Source organism: Micromonospora sp. RTP1Z1 (assembly GCF_033804685.1).
Lineage (GTDB): Bacteria > Actinomycetota > Actinomycetes > Mycobacteriales > Micromonosporaceae > Micromonospora.
This window is the reverse complement of the sequence record NZ_JAPFQV010000019.1, coordinates 20,392-34,331: the sequence shown is the minus strand read 5'-3', so window position 1 is coordinate 34,331 and position 13,940 is coordinate 20,392. Positions and strand designations below refer to the sequence as shown.

The window sequence follows — 13,940 nt, the reverse complement described above, 5'->3', positions numbered from 1 at the left end:
GTCCGGCGCAACGCCGACCCGTCCCGCCCCCGGCCTCTTGATCGTCGCCGTCGGCGACGGGTTGACGGGGCGTAGGATGGGACCATCCCGGAACCGGCGACTCCCACTTTCGAGGTGGCCGCCACGCCGGATCCGCCCAGGGGACGCGATCGCGCCCACGCCCGCGCCTGCTCCACGCCGCCCCTGCGGCGCCATGTCTCCCACCCCGATTCCGGGCAGCGCCCGGGATCTTCGCAACAGCCTCATGAGGGAGCAACAAATGAAGATCGCCCGACACCGGATCATCGATGCGCTACGCGCTCGCGACCAGCATGCCCGGGCCGACTGGGTCAGGCGGGAACTGCCCGACGAGATCGACTCCGGCCAGCACTCGGGCCTGCTCGCGACGCTGCACCTCGATCCGGCCGACCTCGTCGAGACGCCGTCGCGGTGAGGGCGACGCTGCCGGGTCCGGCGGCGTAGCGGCGCACCACGCGCGGCACGAACCGGGTGAGCGCGCCGCAGCACGGGAGTTTGGGTGTCCCGGACGGGGGAAGTCACCTCCCCGCCGAGTCGGGGCCGGTCGGCCCGACGCGGCTGGCCAGCGCCCTGCCCCCGTCGGCAGCACCGCCGACCGGGGTCGGGGCAGATCCCCGAGGAGGAGCGACGATGGCGGACGCGGCAAGGGGCACCACCCGGGCGGCCACCAGACCCACCGGCGCCCGGAAGAAGACGGGGGCCCGCAAGGCGCCGATGAACCGGAAAGAGGCGGCGAAGAAGGTCGCGACCGCCACGAAACGGGCCACCGGGGCGAGCGCGGCCAAGACCCCGGGCGGGAAGCCCACCCCGACGACGGCCCGGGTGGCCCGCAAGAAGGCCACCGCCGCGACGGTCGCTCCCGCCCGGAAGCCGACCGCCAAGGCGATCGCCGCCAAGAAGGCGCCGGCCAAGAAAGCCACGGCGAAGAAGGCACCCGCCAAGAAGGCCACGGCGAAGAAGGCACCGGCCACGAAGGCCGCCGCCAAGAAGTCGCCGGCCAAGAAGGCGACGGCGGCAGCCCTGGCCCGAACCACCGCGGCGACGCGGGCGCCGGCGAAGAAGACGACCACCATGGAGTCGTTCGGCAACCGGCGGACGGCTCGGAAGACGGCCGGCTGACCAGGTCCGCGTCGGGCCGGGGCCACCGGTCGAGCAGAATGGGCGGGTGACGAGACGCGGTGCCCGCCGGAACCCGACCGCCGACCCCGGAGCCTGCCCGTGCGGCTCGGGGCTGCCCTACGCCGACTGCTGCGCCCCGGTGCACCGGGGCGAGTCGACCACGGCGACCGCCGAGGCGGTGATGCGCTCCCGGTTCAGCGCCTTCGCCGTCGGCGACGCCGACTACCTGGTACGCAGCTGGCACTCCACCACCCGGCCGGCCCGGCTGCGGCTGGACCCGGGGCAGCGCTGGACCCGGCTGGAGATCCTCGGCACCGACCGGGGCGGCCTCTTCGACTCCGAAGGCACCGTCGAGTTCCGGGCCCACTACCGGGAGGCGGGGCGTCCGGGCACGCTGGACGAGCGCAGCCGCTTCGTCCGGGAGAACGGCCGCTGGGTCTACCTGGACGCGCTGCCCGAGTGAGCGCCAGGCCTGGACACCACGCCCGGGCCCGGTGACCCTACCGGCCGCCGACCGCGGCGGCCCGCAGCCCGAGACGGTCGACCGCCGCGGTGACCAGCTCGTCCGGCGGCAGCGTGATCTCCAGGACGACGCCGGACTCGTCCGGACCCAGGTGCTCCAGGATCGCCCGCTGCGAGTCGAGCAGGCTGGCCGGCATGTAGTGCCCCGGGCGGCGGCTCATCCGGTCCCGGATGAGCTCGGCCGACCCGGCCAGGTGGACGAACTCCACGTCCGGCGGACCCTGCCGCAGCACATCCCGGTAGGACCGCTTCAGCGCCGAGCAGGCCAGCACCGTGGACACCCTCTCGGCGTGCCGGGCGGCCATCCACCCGGCGAGGTCGCGCAGCCACGGCCAACGCGCGGCGTCGTCCAGCGGTACGCCGGACCGCATCCGCGCCACGTTGGCCTCGGAGTGGAACTCGTCCGCCTCGGCGAACCGCAGCCCGGTCAGCTCGCTGATCCCCCGGGCCACCGTCGTCTTGCCCGCGCCCGACACGCCCATCACCACGACGTGCCGGGTGGGCGGTCGGTCACCAGTCATGGACGGTGCCGTCCTGGAGCCGGTTGAACGGCAGGTACGCCGGCACGTACGGGAACCGGGCCGCAGCCTGCTCGTCGAGTTCCACACCGAGGCCCGGCTGCTCCCCCGGGTGCAGGTAGCCGTCGGTGAAGGTGAACGACTGCCGGAACACCTCGTCGGTCAGCGCGCCGTGCTGCATGTACTCCTGGATGCCGAAGTTGTGGATGGCCAGGTCGAGGTGGAGCGCGGCGGCCATGCCGACCGGCGAGATGTCGGTCGGGCCGTGGATGCCGGACTTGATCTGGTACTGGGCGGCGAAGTCGAGCAGCTTACGCATGGCCGTGATGCCCCCGGTATGGGTGACGGCGGACCGGACGTAGTCGATGAGCTGTTCCCGGATCAGCGTCTGGTAGTCCCACACGGTGTTGAAGACCTCGCCGATGGCGAGCGGGGTGGTGGTGTGCTGGCGGACCAGCCGCAGCGCCTCCTGGTTCTCCGCCGGGGTGCAGTCCTCCAGCCAGAACAGGTCGTAGGGCTCCAGGGCCTTGCCGAGCTTGGCGGCCTGGATGGGGGTCATCCGGTGGTGCCCGTCGTGCAGCAGCGGCAGCTCGGGGCCGAACTCGTTGCGGACCGCCTCGAAGACGCCGGGGAGGTGCCGCAGGTACGCGCGGGTGTCCCAGTCCTCCTCGGCGGGCAGCGGGGTGCGCTGCGCGGGCTCGTAGTCGTACCGCTTGCCGTCGGCGCTGGGCTGGGCGGCGACCCCGTAGACGGCGTTGATGCCGGGCACCGAGGTCTGCACCCGGATCGACCGGTAGCCGAGGTCGAGGTGCCGGCGGATCGAGTCGAACAGTTCCGGCAGGTCCCGCCCGGAGGCGTGGCCGTACGCCATGATCCCGGCCCGCGACGCGCCGCCGAGCAGCTGGTAGAGCGGCATCCCGGCGGCCTTGGCCTTGATGTCCCACAGCGCGACGTCGACGGCGGCGATGGCGGCCATGGTGACCGGTCCCCGCCGCCAGTACGCCGACCGGTAGAGGAACTGCCAGGTGTCCTCGATGCGGTGCGGGTCCCGGCCGATCAGCAGGGGTACGACGTGGTCGGCCAGGTAGGAGGCGACGGACAGTTCCCGCCCGTTGAGGGTGCCGTCCCCCAGCCCGGTGAGCCCCTCGTCGGTGGTGATCTTGAGGGTGACGAAGTTGCGGTCGGGGCTGGAGACGACGACGTCCGCTGCGACGATCTTCACGCAGGTGCCTTTCTCAGGGGTGGTGTCAGCGAAGGGTGCTGCCGGGCGGCAGGTCGTCCAGGAGGGACAGCTCGTCGCGGCGCGGCAGGGCCTCCCAGTCGCCGGGTCCGGCGACGGCGAAGGCGCCGAGGGTGACCGCCCGACGCAGTCGCCCGGCCAGGTCGAGTCCGTCCAGGTGGCCCGAGAGGTAGCCGGCGGTGAAGGCGTCGCCCGCGCCCACCGTGTCCACCGCGGTGACCGGCAGCGCCGCCGCGTGCCGGACGCCGTCGCGGGTGTACGCCCGGGCGCCGTCGGCGCCGAGCTTGACCAGCACGGTCGCCACCCCGCGTGCGAGCAGCCCGGCGACGAGGCTGCCCTCGTCCGCGCCCGGCTCGCCGACGAGGTCCAGCTCGTCGGCGGAGGCGACGAGCACCGAGGCGTGGCCGGCGAGGGGGGCGAGCACGGCGCGGGCCTCGTCGCGGCTCCAGAGCTTCGCCCGGTGGTTGACGTCGAGGCAGACCAGCGCCCCGGACCGGGACGCCGTCTCCGCCGCCCACCGGGTGGCCTCGCGGGCGCTGTCGGAGAGCGCCGGGGTGATGCCGGTCAGGTGCAGCACGCGGGCACCAGCGGCCAGGGCCGGGCGCAGATCCTCGACGGAGAGCGCGGACCCGGCCGAGTCGGCCCGGTGGTAGCGCACCCGGGTCAGGTCGGCGGTGCGCCGTTCCAGGAACATCAGCCCGGCCGGCCGGTCCGGGTCGCGGGTGACGTGGTCGACGCCGACGCCCTCGGCCCGCAGCTGCCGCAGCAGGTACCCGCCGAGCTCGTCGTCGCTGACCCGGCCGGCCCAGGCGGCCCGGTGGCCGAGCCGGGCCACCCCGATCGCCACGTTGGACTCGGCCCCCGCCAGGTGCATGGTCAGGTCGCCTCCGGCGGCCAGCGGCCCGGCCGACCGCAGGGACACCAGGGCCTCACCGAAGGTGAGCAGGTCGACGGCGGTCATGACACCACGGCGACGTAGGCCCGGGCCCGCTCCCGCAGCGCGTCGAGGTCGCCGCCGGAGGCGGCGTCGCCGACCAGCGGGCCGCCGACGCCGACGGCGATCGCGCCGGCGGCGAGGTAGCCGGGCAGCTCGGCGAGACCCACCCCGCCGACCGCGACGAACGGGATGTCCGGGAACGGGTCGCGCAGCGCCTTCAGGTAGGCCGGCCCACCCAGCGACGCCGGGACGAGCTTGACGACGGCGGCCCCCGCGCGGACCGCGGCGTACGCCTCGGTCGGGGTGAGCGCCCCGGCGGCCACCGGGAGCCCGCGACGGACCGCCTCGGGGACGGAGTCCACGACGGCCGGGGTGACCACGAACTGCGCCCCGGCGGCGGCCACGTCGGCGACGGCCGCCGAGGTGAGCACCGTGCCGGCGCCGACCAGCGATCCGGCCGGGGCCGCAGCCCGGATCGCCGCGATCGCGTCCAGCGCGCCCGGCGTGGTCAGGGCCACCTCCACCACCCGTACGCCCTCGGCGAGCAGGGCGGTGCCGGTGGCGATGGCGGCGGCGGTGTCGGTGCCGCGGATGACCGCCAGCAGGCGGGTGGCGGCGAGTTCTGCGGTGAGGTCGAGGGGCATGGTCACCATTCCGCGTAGGAGCCGTCGGGGTGCCGGAACATCGGGCTGCGCCAGGCGTGGCCGCGCTTGTCCGCGGCGCGAACCGCCGCCTCGTCGATCTCGATGCCCAGGCCGGGCGCGGTGAGCCGCTCCACGTACCCGTCGACGAAGGTCAGCGGCGTCTTGTCGAGGCAGTAGTCGAGGACCTCGGCGCCGAGGTTGTAGTGGATGCCGATGCTCTGTTCCTGGATCAGGTAGTTGGGCGTGGCGAAGCCGACCTGCAGGCAGGCCGCGAGGGCGATCGGCCCGAGCGGGCAGTGCGGCGCGAGCTGCACGTCGTACACCTCGGCGAGCGCGGCGATCTTGCGTACCTCGGTGATGCCACCGGCATGCGAGAGGTCCGGCTGCGCGACCGCGATCCCGGCCTGGAGCACGGGCAGGAACTCCTGCCTGCTGTAGAGCCGCTCCCCGGTGGACACCGGCGTGGTGGTCGACCGGACGAAGTCGCCGATCAGGTGGGAGTTCTCCGGGACGACCGGCTCCTCCAGGAACAGCGGCCGGTACGGCTCCAGCAGCGGCGCCACCCGGCGGGCGTTGGCCAGGGTGAACCGGCCGTGGAAGTCGACGGCGACGTCGCGGTCGTCGCCGAGCACCTCGCGGGCCGCGGCCACCCGGGCGACCACGCCGTCGAGCTCGGCCACCGAGGCGATCGGGCTCATCCGGCCGGAGGCGTTCATCTTGACCGCGGTCAGGCCCGCCTCGACCTGGGCGGCGATGTGGTCGCGGACCTCGCTCGGCTCGTCGCCGCCCACCCAGCCGTACACCCGGATCCGGTCCCGGACCGGGCCGCCGAGCAACTGGTGCACCGGGGCGCCGAGGTGCTTGCCGGCGATGTCCCACAGCGCCTGGTCGAGGCCGGACACGGCGCTGGCCAGGATCGGGCCGCCCCGGTAGAACGAGCCCTTGGTCATGACCTGCCAGTGGTCCTCGATGCGCAGCGCGTCCCGGCCGATCAGCAGCTCGCCGAGCTGCTCGACGGCGGTCCGGACGGTTTCGGAGCGCCCCTCGCAGGTGGCCTCGCCCCAGCCGACGACCCCGGAGGCGGTCTCCACCCGGACGAAGAGCCACCGGGGTGCGACGAGGAAGGTCTCGATGCGCGCGATTGTCGTCATGACTGCTCAGCCCTTCGTCGCGCCGGCGGTGAGGCCGGAGACCACGTACTTCTGCACGAACAGGGCGATCAGCATGATCGGCAGAGTGACCACGGTCGCGGCGGCCATCAGCCCGCCCCAGTCGATGCTGGCGTAGCCGACGAAGTCGAAGATCGCCACGGGCAGGGTCTTGGTGTCGGCGCCGGAGAGCACCAGGGCGAACATGAAGTTGTTCCAGGAGAAGATGAAGGACAGGATGCCGGCGGTGGCGACGCCCGGCACGGACAGCGGCAGGGTGATCCGGCGGAACGCGCCGATGTGGGTCAGCCCGTCGACCAGCGCCGCCTCCTCCAGCTCCTCCGGCAGGCCGTCGAAGTAGCCCATCATGATGTAGACCACCAGCGGCAGCGACACGAACATGTGGCTGAGGATCAGCACGCCGAAGCCGCCGACCATCTGCAGGTTGGAGAAGACGTAGTACCAGGGCACCAGCAGCGAGACGCCGGGGATGACCCGGGCCATCAGCACCACCAGCGCGGACTTGCGCATGTTGAACCGGCTCATCGAGTACGCGGCCGGCACGCCGAGGATCAGCGACGCCACGGTCGCGGCGAAGGCCACCCACAGGCTGTTGCCGATGAACTGGACGTAGTTGGCCCGCTTGAGCACGGTGGCGTAGTTGTCCATGGTGGGCGAAAAGACCAGCGCCTTGCCGGTGTCGTAGATGTCGACGTTGGTCTTGAGCGACGCGGCGATCATCCAGAGCAGCGGCGCGAGCAGCGACAGCACCACGACGGCGAGCGCCACCACCCGGAACACCCGGTACGCGGGACGGGGCTTCATCGCTGCTTCTCCTTGCGCCGGGCGGTCAGGGCCCACATCGACCCGATGATGATCAGGAAGAAGATGATGAGCACGGCCGAGGAGACGCCGTACTCGTTGTAGTCGAAGCTGAGGCCGTAGGCGTACACGTTGAGGGTCTCCACCTCGTGGAACGAGCCGCCGCCGCGGCCCTTGGTGGCGTAGAGGATGTCGAAGGTCTTCAACGCGTCGATGCCGCGCAGCAGGATCGCCACGATCACCGTGGGCATCAGCAGCGGCAGGGTGACGTGCCGGAACCGCTGCCAGGTGCTGGCGCCGTCGATCCGGGCCGCCTCCTGCGGCTCCTCGGAGAGCGAGGTCAGCCCGGCGAGCAGGATCAGCACCACCATCGGCGTCCACTGCCAGACGTCGATGAAGATGGTGGTGGGCAGCGCCGAGTGCTGGCCGGCGAGCCACGGCTGGGGGCCGATGCCGACCCAGCCGAGCACCTGGTTGGCCAGGCCGATGTTGGGGTCGAAGATGAGCCGCCACATCATGCCGACGGCGACCGGGGTGGCGACCAGCGGCATCAGGATGGCCACCCGGACCCACTTCTGGCCGCGGAACGGTCGCCACAGCAGCAGCGCGACCGCCATCCCGAGGACGACCTCGAAGAGCAGCGCCACGACGGTGAACGTGGCGGTCCGCCCGACGGCCGGCCAGAACCGGTCGGTGTCCGACAGCACGTCGAGGTAGTTCCGGAAGCCGACGAACTCGCTCTCGGCGCGGACGGAACCCTCGGCGTCGGTGAGGCTGAGGTAGCCGGTCCAGGCCAGCGGGAAGACGATCAGCGCGGCGACGAAGACCATCGCCGGGGTGGCGAAGAGCCACTTGCGGTGGTCGTTGGCCCAGCGCGCCCAGCCGGGCGTGTCGGGCATGGCCGAGGCGCCGCCGGGCGCTCGGGCGGGGGTGGTGACTGTTGCCATGGGATCTCCGGGAGTGGGCGGGCCGGGGGGGTACGCGGGTGGTGGGACCGACCGGCCCCACCACCCGCGCGCGGCTTACTTGGCCTCGTCGTCCAGGAACTTCTGGAAGGCGGTGTTCGCCGTGTCGGCCGCGGCTGCGGCGTCCTTGCCGGCGATCGCCTCGACGATCGGCTGGCCGACGAGCTCGCGGGCCTGGGCGACCTTCACGACCAGCGGCCGGTCGTGGCCGACGCCGTCCTTGGTGCTGACGGCAATGGCCTCGACGAGGTCCTTCGGGTAGGTCGCGGTGCCCTCCGGGTTGGCCCAGACGGAGGTACGGGCGCTCGGCACGCCGGACTTCTGCTGGGCGAGCGTCTGCTGCTTGCCGGTGGCCCACTCGACGAACTTCCAGGCGTTGCTCTTGTTCTTCGAGCCGTCGTTGACGCCCAGTGCCCAGGACGGGATGTTGTACGGCTTGGAGCCGGCCGGTCCGGCCGGGAACGGCGCGAAGCCGACGGTGTCGGCCACCTTGGACTTGGCCGGGTCGGTGGCGTTCTTGTAGAGCGAGTCGGCCTCGGTGTAGAAGGCCGCCTTGCCCTGGGTGAAGATGGCCATCGCCTCGGGCCAGCTCATGTCGGTGCTGACGTTGGCCGGGCCGTGGTCCTTGATCAGCCCGCCGTAGTAGGCGTACGCCTGCTTGGCGGCGTCACTGTTGACGGCGGCCTTGCCGCTGCCGTCGACGAAGTCACCGCCGAAGCTGTAGAGGAAGCTGGAGAACTGGGTGACCGCCGGCGACTTGCCGGTCCGGGCGACGAAGCCGGCGACGCCCGGCTGGGCGGCCTGGATCTTGGCAGCGGCGGCCTTGAGCTCGTCGAGGGTCTTCGGCGGGGCGCTCAGGCCGGCCTTGGCGAGCAGGTCCTTGCGGTAGTAGAGGACCTCCTGCTCGGTGATGATCGGGACGCCGACCGGCTTGCCCTGGTACGAGGTGGCCTCGACCGGCCCGGACTGGAAGTCGGCGAAGTCCCAGTCCTTGTTGGACTTCACCTGGTCCGACAGGTCGGCGAGGTACTTGTTCTTTGCGAACAGCTTCCCCTCCTGCAGGGGGCGGTACATCATCACGTCGATGTCGGACGAGCCGGCGTTCAGCTTCACGTTGTACTGGTCGGAGAGCTGGTCCTCGCCGAGCTGGGTGATCTCGACCTTGAGCCCGGTCTGCTTCTCGAACTCGGGCAGGGCCTGCTTGATGTTCTCCGTCCACACGTGGTTCGCCAGGGTCACCCGGACCGTCTTGGACGCGCCGCTGTCGTCGCCACCGCCGCCGCAGGCGGAGAGGCCCATGGCGGCAACCACAGCCAGAGAAGTACCAATTATCGATCGACGCCGCACGTCCATCTCTCCTTCTGTCGTGGCCGCCGCCCAGCGGGAAGAGCGCCACATCGTTATAACGTCCGCTTAACGACGGGATGTTAGGCCGATAAAGCCGACTTATTCAAGGGGTGATCCACAACTGATATGCTCCGAGTCGTGGATCAGTCCTCCTCAGGGGTCGCACCCGCCCAGCACGCCCCTGCCGAGGCCGGGCTGCACGCCCGCGTTCTCGACCACCTCGGCACCGCCATCTGCGGCGGCGAGGTGGCCGCCGGCTCGGTCCTCAACATCGACGACCTGGTCGAGCGGTACGCGGTCTCCCGCTCGGTGATCCGCGAGGTCCTGCGGGTGCTCGCGTCCATGGGATTCGTCGAGACCCGGCGCCGGGTCGGGGTCATGATCCGACCGGCCGAGGCCTGGAACGTCTTCGATCCGCAGGTGATCCGCTGGCGGCTCGCCTCCGCCGGCCGGATGGGGCAGCTCCGCTCGATCACCGAGCTGCGGACCGCGGTCGAGCCGCACGCCGCCTGGCTGGCCGCCGGCCGGGCCGACCACGACGAGGCGAGCGAGCTGGTCGGGCTCGCCGCCAAGATGTGGGCTGCCGGGAAGGCCGGCGACGAGGCGCGCTTCCTCAGCCTGGACATCGAGTTCCACCGGCGGGTGCTGGCCGCCTCCGGCAACGAGATGTTCGCGAAGCTCCAGGAACTCGTCGCCGAGGTGCTCACCGGCCGGCACCACTACCACCTGATGCCGCACTACCCCGATGAGCAGGCCCTGCAGCTGCACGCCGACGTCGCGCAGGCGATCCAGCGGCGGGACGGCGAGCGGGCGCGGGAGGCGATGGTGCGCATCATGGAGCAGGCATTCGACGAGATGAAGTCGATGTGGGGCCAGACCGGCGAACCCGGCCGGTGAGCTGACCTTCCCCACTCCGGGCGGTCGAAGGCGAGGCCGGCACGTCGTCCGGCGGGCGGATCTCGGCGACGCTGCTGCGGGAGCGGACCGGACGCGACTGGGACGAGTGGTTCGCGCTGCTCGACGCCTGGGGCGCGGTCGACCGTACGCACACCGAGACCGCTGCGGGGGCGGACGCTCCTTGCCGGCGCCGCCGACCGCCTCGGCGGGTCAGCGGTCGGGGTCGAAGGCGCCGTCGAACTCGAACACGGGGTTGGGGACGTCCCGGCCGTGCGTGTCGGTGAGCATGGCCTGACCGATGAGTTTCGACGGCCCCCCGGCCACGTAGGTGGCGTCGGCCTTGGCCTGGATTTCGAACTTGCCGTCCTGCGGCTGTCCGTGGTCGTCGGTGAAGTGGATCATGCAGATCCAGTCGGGCCCGGGTCCGACGTCCGGGATCTTCGGGCCGCCCCGATCGCAGTTGGCGGAGGCACCGACGCCGGCGGCGGTGACGCTGGGCTCGCCGAGCAGCGCGGCGCGCTGGACGTACAGGTTCGCGAAGGTCGGGGTGATGGCGCGTTCGAGGCGGGCCTTCGTGACCTCAGGCTGGCCGCACCCGGCCAGCGAGGAGGTGGCGGCGACCGCGAGGCCGGCGGCCAGGACGGTGGTGCGCAGGCGGGTCATGGTCAGCCTCCGGTGATGTCGCGACGACGCAGGTAGACGTGGGCGAAGGTCAGGCAGGCGACCAGCCAGCCGGCGCTGACGAGAGCGCCGGTGACGATCGGTGCGTGGAAGGGGTGCGCGGTGAGCAGCCCGTGCCATGCCTCGAACGGGGTGGTGAGCAGCAACTGGCGGGCCTGGTTCAGGCCGCCGAGGCTGCTGAGCAGTTGCATGAGCATGCCGAGGACGACGGGTGCGGCGACGCCGATGGTGGGGTTGCGGGTGGTGACCGACAGCAGGATCGCCAGGGCGGTGAAGCCGAGCATCGGCGCCACGGCGGTGGCCCAGCTCGCGATGACGATGGGCAGCGCGCTGCCGGCGGGGATGAGTTGGCCGCTGAGCCCGGGCAGGGGTTGGGTGCCGACGACGAGCAGGCTGGTGGTGATGGTGCTGGCGGCGAGCAGAGCCAGCACGAGCAGGTTGAACCCGATCGCGGTGAGCGTCTTGGCCCAGAAGACCTGGGCGCGGCTGACCGAGCGGGTGAGGATCGTCTTCCAGGTGCCGTGCTGGTCCTCGTTGGCGAAGATGTCCCCGGCGACCAGCGCGGCGAGCAGGGGCAGCACCCACTGGTGGGCAAAGGCGAGCACGAACAGTGGGACCGCGTAGCCGCTGGTGTGGATGTGCCGGCCGTAGAGGGTGTCCTTGGGCGGCAGTTGGGTGCTGAAGATCAGCACGATCGCGACCGGGACGACCAGCGCGCCGATGATCAGGGCGCGGCTGCGGGCCTGGGCGGCGAGCTTGGCCACCTCCCCGCGCAGCACGGTGGCGGTGCCGGGGCGGCGGCGGACAGCGGGCGCGTCCGTGGGCACGGTGCTGGTGGCGCTCATCGGGGGGCTCCGGCGGGGGCATCGAGGTTGGCGGAGAGGCTGGCGGGTGCGGACTCGGTGAGCATGAAGAACAGCGCCTCCAGTGGTGTCTCGTCGCGGGTGAGGCCACGCAGGGCGATGCCGGCGTCGACGATGTCGGCGACGAGGGCGTCGACATCCTTCTGCGGCCCGCGGACGGCCAGCCCGCCGTCGACGCCGCTGACTTCCAGCCCCCGAGCACGGGCCAGTTCTTCGGTCCGGGTGTCGTCGGTGGTGGTGAACCGGTGGGCCTGTTCGGGTGCGTGCTCGCGCAGCGCGGCGATCGAGCCGTGGTGCACCACCGACCCGGACCGCATGATCGTCACGTTGTCGCAGATCTGCTCGACCTCGGCCATGTCGTGGCTGCTCAGCAGCACGGTGAGGCCGGTGTCGGCGAGCCGGCGTACCAGCGCGCGCATGTCCCGCATGCCGGCGGGGTCCAGCCCGTTGGCGGGCTCGTCGAGGACCAGCAGCTGCGGGTCGCGTAGCAGGGCGGAGGCGACGCCGAGGCGCTGCCGCATGCCGAAGGAGTAGCCGCGGACCTTGTCGCGCTGCCGGTCGTTCAGCCCGACGACCTCGAGGACCTCGTCGACGCGGTCGGCGGCGACGTCGCCGTCGAGGCCGGCGAGCAGCTGCAGGTTCCGGCGGCCGGTGAGGCCGGGGTAGAACTTCGGACTCTCGATGAACCCGGCCACTCCGGCCAGGGAGTTGACCCCGTGGCGTTGCCAGGAGCGGCCGAACACCTCCAGGGTGCCACTGTCGGGGCGGATCAGCCCGAACAGCATCCGGAGGAAGGTGGTCTTGCCGGCGCCGTTGGGGCCGAGGACGCCGTACACCTCGCCTTGGGCGACCTGAACGGTGATGTCGTCGACGGCGGTCAGCGAGCCGTAGGTCTTGGTGAGGTTGACGGCGTTGACCGCCAGCACATCGCTCATGCCCCAGACGCTAAAGATCAGACATGAAGCCGGGATGAAAGCGCGCGGCTGTCAGCGGGGATCCGCCTGGCGACGGCGGTGGCGGACCACGTGCCACCCGGCGTAGCCGATAACCACGAGGACCGCGGCGGGGATCACGTACCACTGGTAGCGGTGCAGGTCGGCCTCGATCGCCCGGATGTGGTCGCTGGCGAGGTAGCCGGCGGTCGCCCACACGCCCACCCAGGCGGCGGCGCCGAGCGCGTTGTACGTGACGAACCGCGGCCACGGCATGCCGGTGGCGCCCGCGATGACTCCGTTGAACTGCCGCAGGCCTTCGACGAAGCGGGCGATCGCGACGACCTTCGGCCCGTGCCGGCCCATGAACGCCTCGATCCGCGCCAGCCGCCCCGGCGTCAGACGCACGTACCGGCCGTAGCGCAGGATCAACGGACGGCCCCCGGTCCGGCCGATCAGGTAGCCGACGCTGTCGCCGCTGACTGCGGCCAGGAACGCGACTGCGGCGACCCCGGCGATGTTCAGGTCTCCGCGTGCGGCGTAGCCGGACCCCAAAATGATCGCCGTCTCGCCGGGCGCGGGGACACCGAAGCCCTCGACGAAGACCAGGACGAAGATGCCGAGATAGCCCTGGTGCGTGACCAGACCCGTGAGTGAGGCCAGAACACTCATCGGTAGTCGAGCGCCGGAGCGTGTTCGTCGGCGGCGGCGTCTGCGGTCGAGGGGCCCAGCAGGGGCCGGAGCCGGGTGTGTTCCAGCCGGCGCAGGCCGTAAGCCAGGGGGCGGCGGGCGAGGAGGTACCCGAGCAGCGTCACGACGGCGCCGAGGGCGAATCCGGCCAGGACGTCGTAGGGGTAGTGGGCGGCGACGTACACGCGGGCGAAGCCCATCAGCGCGGCGGCGACGACCGCCAGCAGGCCGAGCCGCCAGCTGACCAGCAGCAGTCCGGCGGCGACGGCTCCGGCCATGGTGGCGTGGTCCGAGGGGAACGACGGGTCGGTGCTGTGGTCGACCAGCACCAGGATGCCGGGTAGCGTGGTGTACGGGCGTGGCTCGTGCACGGCGGCAACGAGCGGCTGGTTGACCGCGACGGCGAGCAGCATGCCCACCGGAGCCCACACCGCCGCGGGCATGCCGCTGCCCCGTCGTCGGGCGATCCACCAGCCCGCGAGCAGCATCACGGCGAACAGGACCACGCCGTACGCGGCGTAGCCGGACAGAGCGGTGTGCAGCCACGGCGTCGCCCGGGCGAAGTCGTTGATCTCCATGAAGAGTCGCTCGTTCATC

Annotated in this window: 17 protein-coding genes; 4 read left to right on the top strand and 13 right to left on the bottom strand. The window is 71.9% G+C overall.

From position 1 onward, the window contains the following. Positions 1–259 precede the first annotated feature (259 nt). From SLP03_RS12335 to SLP03_RS12325, 3 genes are all read left to right on the top strand, one after another. Positions 260–433, top strand: coding sequence for a hypothetical protein (locus tag SLP03_RS12335; RefSeq protein WP_319460701.1), 174 nt, complete (start codon positions 260–262; stop codon positions 431–433). Between the two features lie 215 nt (positions 434–648). Then, positions 649–1,137, top strand: a complete 489-nt coding sequence (locus tag SLP03_RS12330) for a hypothetical protein (protein ID WP_319460700.1) — start codon at positions 649–651, stop codon at positions 1,135–1,137. A gap of 46 nt (positions 1,138–1,183) precedes the next feature. Next, a complete protein-coding gene (locus SLP03_RS12325) occupies positions 1,184–1,600 on the top strand; it encodes a YchJ family protein (protein ID WP_319460699.1) in 417 nt (138 codons plus the stop codon). A 37-nt stretch (positions 1,601–1,637) separates the two neighbouring features. Here the strand turns inward: SLP03_RS12325 and SLP03_RS12320 are convergent, their stop codons facing one another. The 8 genes from SLP03_RS12320 to SLP03_RS12285 form a co-directional block, all read right to left on the bottom strand. Beyond that, positions 1,638–2,180 (bottom strand): gluconokinase, encoded by a 543-nt coding sequence (locus SLP03_RS12320; RefSeq protein WP_319460698.1) that lies wholly within the window; start codon positions 2,178–2,180, stop codon positions 1,638–1,640. Beyond that, the gene (manD, locus tag SLP03_RS12315; protein WP_319460697.1) at positions 2,170–3,399 is read right to left on the bottom strand and encodes a D-mannonate dehydratase ManD; all 1,230 of its coding nucleotides are present in this window, start codon (positions 3,397–3,399) and stop codon (positions 2,170–2,172) included. Before manD ends, SLP03_RS12320 begins: the two co-directional genes overlap by 11 nt. Before the next feature lie 25 nt (positions 3,400–3,424). Then, entirely contained in the window at positions 3,425–4,378 is a 954-nt protein-coding gene (locus SLP03_RS12310; RefSeq protein ID WP_319460696.1) for a sugar kinase, read from the bottom strand. Continuing rightward, entirely contained in the window at positions 4,375–4,998 is a 624-nt protein-coding gene (locus SLP03_RS12305; protein ID WP_319460695.1) for a bifunctional 4-hydroxy-2-oxoglutarate aldolase/2-dehydro-3-deoxy-phosphogluconate aldolase, read from the bottom strand. The genes SLP03_RS12310 and SLP03_RS12305 overlap by 4 nt, the downstream gene beginning before the upstream one ends. Positions 4,999–5,000: 2 nt before the next feature. Next, on the bottom strand, positions 5,001–6,149 hold the full coding sequence (gene dgoD / locus SLP03_RS12300; RefSeq protein ID WP_319460694.1) for a galactonate dehydratase: 1,149 nt from the start codon (positions 6,147–6,149) through the stop codon (positions 5,001–5,003). 6 nt (positions 6,150–6,155) lie between these two features. After that, complete coding sequence (locus tag SLP03_RS12295) at positions 6,156–6,971, bottom strand: carbohydrate ABC transporter permease (protein ID WP_319460693.1); 816 nt, start codon at positions 6,969–6,971, stop codon at positions 6,156–6,158. Beyond that, positions 6,968–7,915: a sugar ABC transporter permease gene (locus tag SLP03_RS12290; protein WP_319460692.1), complete on the bottom strand. Its 948-nt coding sequence runs from the start codon at positions 7,913–7,915 to the stop codon at positions 6,968–6,970. Before SLP03_RS12290 ends, SLP03_RS12295 begins: the two co-directional genes overlap by 4 nt. A 75-nt stretch (positions 7,916–7,990) precedes the next feature. Further along, a complete protein-coding gene (locus SLP03_RS12285) occupies positions 7,991–9,232 on the bottom strand; it encodes a sugar ABC transporter substrate-binding protein (RefSeq protein ID WP_319460691.1) in 1,242 nt (413 codons plus the stop codon). Positions 9,233–9,418: 186 nt separating this feature from the next. On the opposite strand from SLP03_RS12285, the gene SLP03_RS12280 reads away from it, so the two are divergent. After that, positions 9,419–10,177, top strand: a complete 759-nt coding sequence (locus SLP03_RS12280) for a FadR/GntR family transcriptional regulator (protein ID WP_319460690.1) — start codon at positions 9,419–9,421, stop codon at positions 10,175–10,177. A 210-nt stretch (positions 10,178–10,387) separates the two neighbouring features. Here the strand turns inward: SLP03_RS12280 and SLP03_RS12275 are convergent, their stop codons facing one another. Genes SLP03_RS12275 through SLP03_RS12255 form a run of 5 tightly spaced genes read right to left on the bottom strand, consistent with a single transcriptional unit; the run spans position 10,388 to position 13,939 of the window. After that, the gene (locus tag SLP03_RS12275; RefSeq protein WP_319460689.1) at positions 10,388–10,840 is read right to left on the bottom strand and encodes a hypothetical protein; all 453 of its coding nucleotides are present in this window, start codon (positions 10,838–10,840) and stop codon (positions 10,388–10,390) included. A 2-nt stretch (positions 10,841–10,842) separates the two neighbouring features. After that, positions 10,843–11,703: an ABC transporter permease gene (locus SLP03_RS12270; protein ID WP_319460688.1), complete on the bottom strand. Its 861-nt coding sequence runs from the start codon at positions 11,701–11,703 to the stop codon at positions 10,843–10,845. Continuing rightward, positions 11,700–12,656: an ABC transporter ATP-binding protein gene (locus tag SLP03_RS12265; RefSeq protein WP_319460687.1), complete on the bottom strand. Its 957-nt coding sequence runs from the start codon at positions 12,654–12,656 to the stop codon at positions 11,700–11,702. The genes SLP03_RS12270 and SLP03_RS12265 overlap by 4 nt, the downstream gene beginning before the upstream one ends. 51 nt (positions 12,657–12,707) lie before the next feature. After that, positions 12,708–13,325 carry a DedA family protein gene (locus SLP03_RS12260; RefSeq protein WP_319460686.1) on the bottom strand — a complete coding sequence of 206 codons (618 nt, stop codon included), beginning with the start codon at positions 13,323–13,325 and terminating at the stop codon, positions 12,708–12,710. Beyond that, complete coding sequence (locus SLP03_RS12255; protein ID WP_319460685.1) at positions 13,322–13,939, bottom strand: phosphatase PAP2 family protein; 618 nt, start codon at positions 13,937–13,939, stop codon at positions 13,322–13,324. The genes SLP03_RS12260 and SLP03_RS12255 overlap by 4 nt, the downstream gene beginning before the upstream one ends. Position 13,940: the final 1 nt, after the last annotated feature.

Bases quoted from the DNA above. Each gene is read 5' to 3' on its own strand.
- SLP03_RS12265 (WP_319460687.1), bottom strand. From the start codon at position 12,656: ATGAGCGATGTGCTGGCGGTCAACGCCGTCAACCTCACCAAGACCTAC.
- SLP03_RS12330 (WP_319460700.1), top strand. From the start codon at position 649: ATGGCGGACGCGGCAAGGGGCACCACCCGGGCGGCCACCAGACCCACC.
- dgoD (WP_319460694.1), bottom strand. From the start codon at position 6,149: ATGACGACAATCGCGCGCATCGAGACCTTCCTCGTCGCACCCCGGTGG.
- SLP03_RS12275 (WP_319460689.1), bottom strand. From the start codon at position 10,840: ATGACCCGCCTGCGCACCACCGTCCTGGCCGCCGGCCTCGCGGTCGCC.
- SLP03_RS12320 (WP_319460698.1), bottom strand. From the start codon at position 2,180: ATGACTGGTGACCGACCGCCCACCCGGCACGTCGTGGTGATGGGCGTG.
- SLP03_RS12310 (WP_319460696.1), bottom strand. From the start codon at position 4,378: ATGACCGCCGTCGACCTGCTCACCTTCGGTGAGGCCCTGGTGTCCCTG.
- SLP03_RS12295 (WP_319460693.1), bottom strand. From the start codon at position 6,971: ATGAAGCCCCGTCCCGCGTACCGGGTGTTCCGGGTGGTGGCGCTCGCC.
- SLP03_RS12260 (WP_319460686.1), bottom strand. From the start codon at position 13,325: ATGAGTGTTCTGGCCTCACTCACGGGTCTGGTCACGCACCAGGGCTAT.
- SLP03_RS12270 (WP_319460688.1), bottom strand. From the start codon at position 11,703: ATGAGCGCCACCAGCACCGTGCCCACGGACGCGCCCGCTGTCCGCCGC.
- SLP03_RS12305 (WP_319460695.1), bottom strand. From the start codon at position 4,998: ATGCCCCTCGACCTCACCGCAGAACTCGCCGCCACCCGCCTGCTGGCG.
- SLP03_RS12335 (WP_319460701.1), top strand. From the start codon at position 260: ATGAAGATCGCCCGACACCGGATCATCGATGCGCTACGCGCTCGCGAC.
- SLP03_RS12285 (WP_319460691.1), bottom strand. From the start codon at position 9,232: ATGGGCCTCTCCGCCTGCGGCGGCGGTGGCGACGACAGCGGCGCGTCC.
- SLP03_RS12290 (WP_319460692.1), bottom strand. From the start codon at position 7,915: ATGGCAACAGTCACCACCCCCGCCCGAGCGCCCGGCGGCGCCTCGGCC.
- SLP03_RS12255 (WP_319460685.1), bottom strand. From the start codon at position 13,939: ATGAACGAGCGACTCTTCATGGAGATCAACGACTTCGCCCGGGCGACG.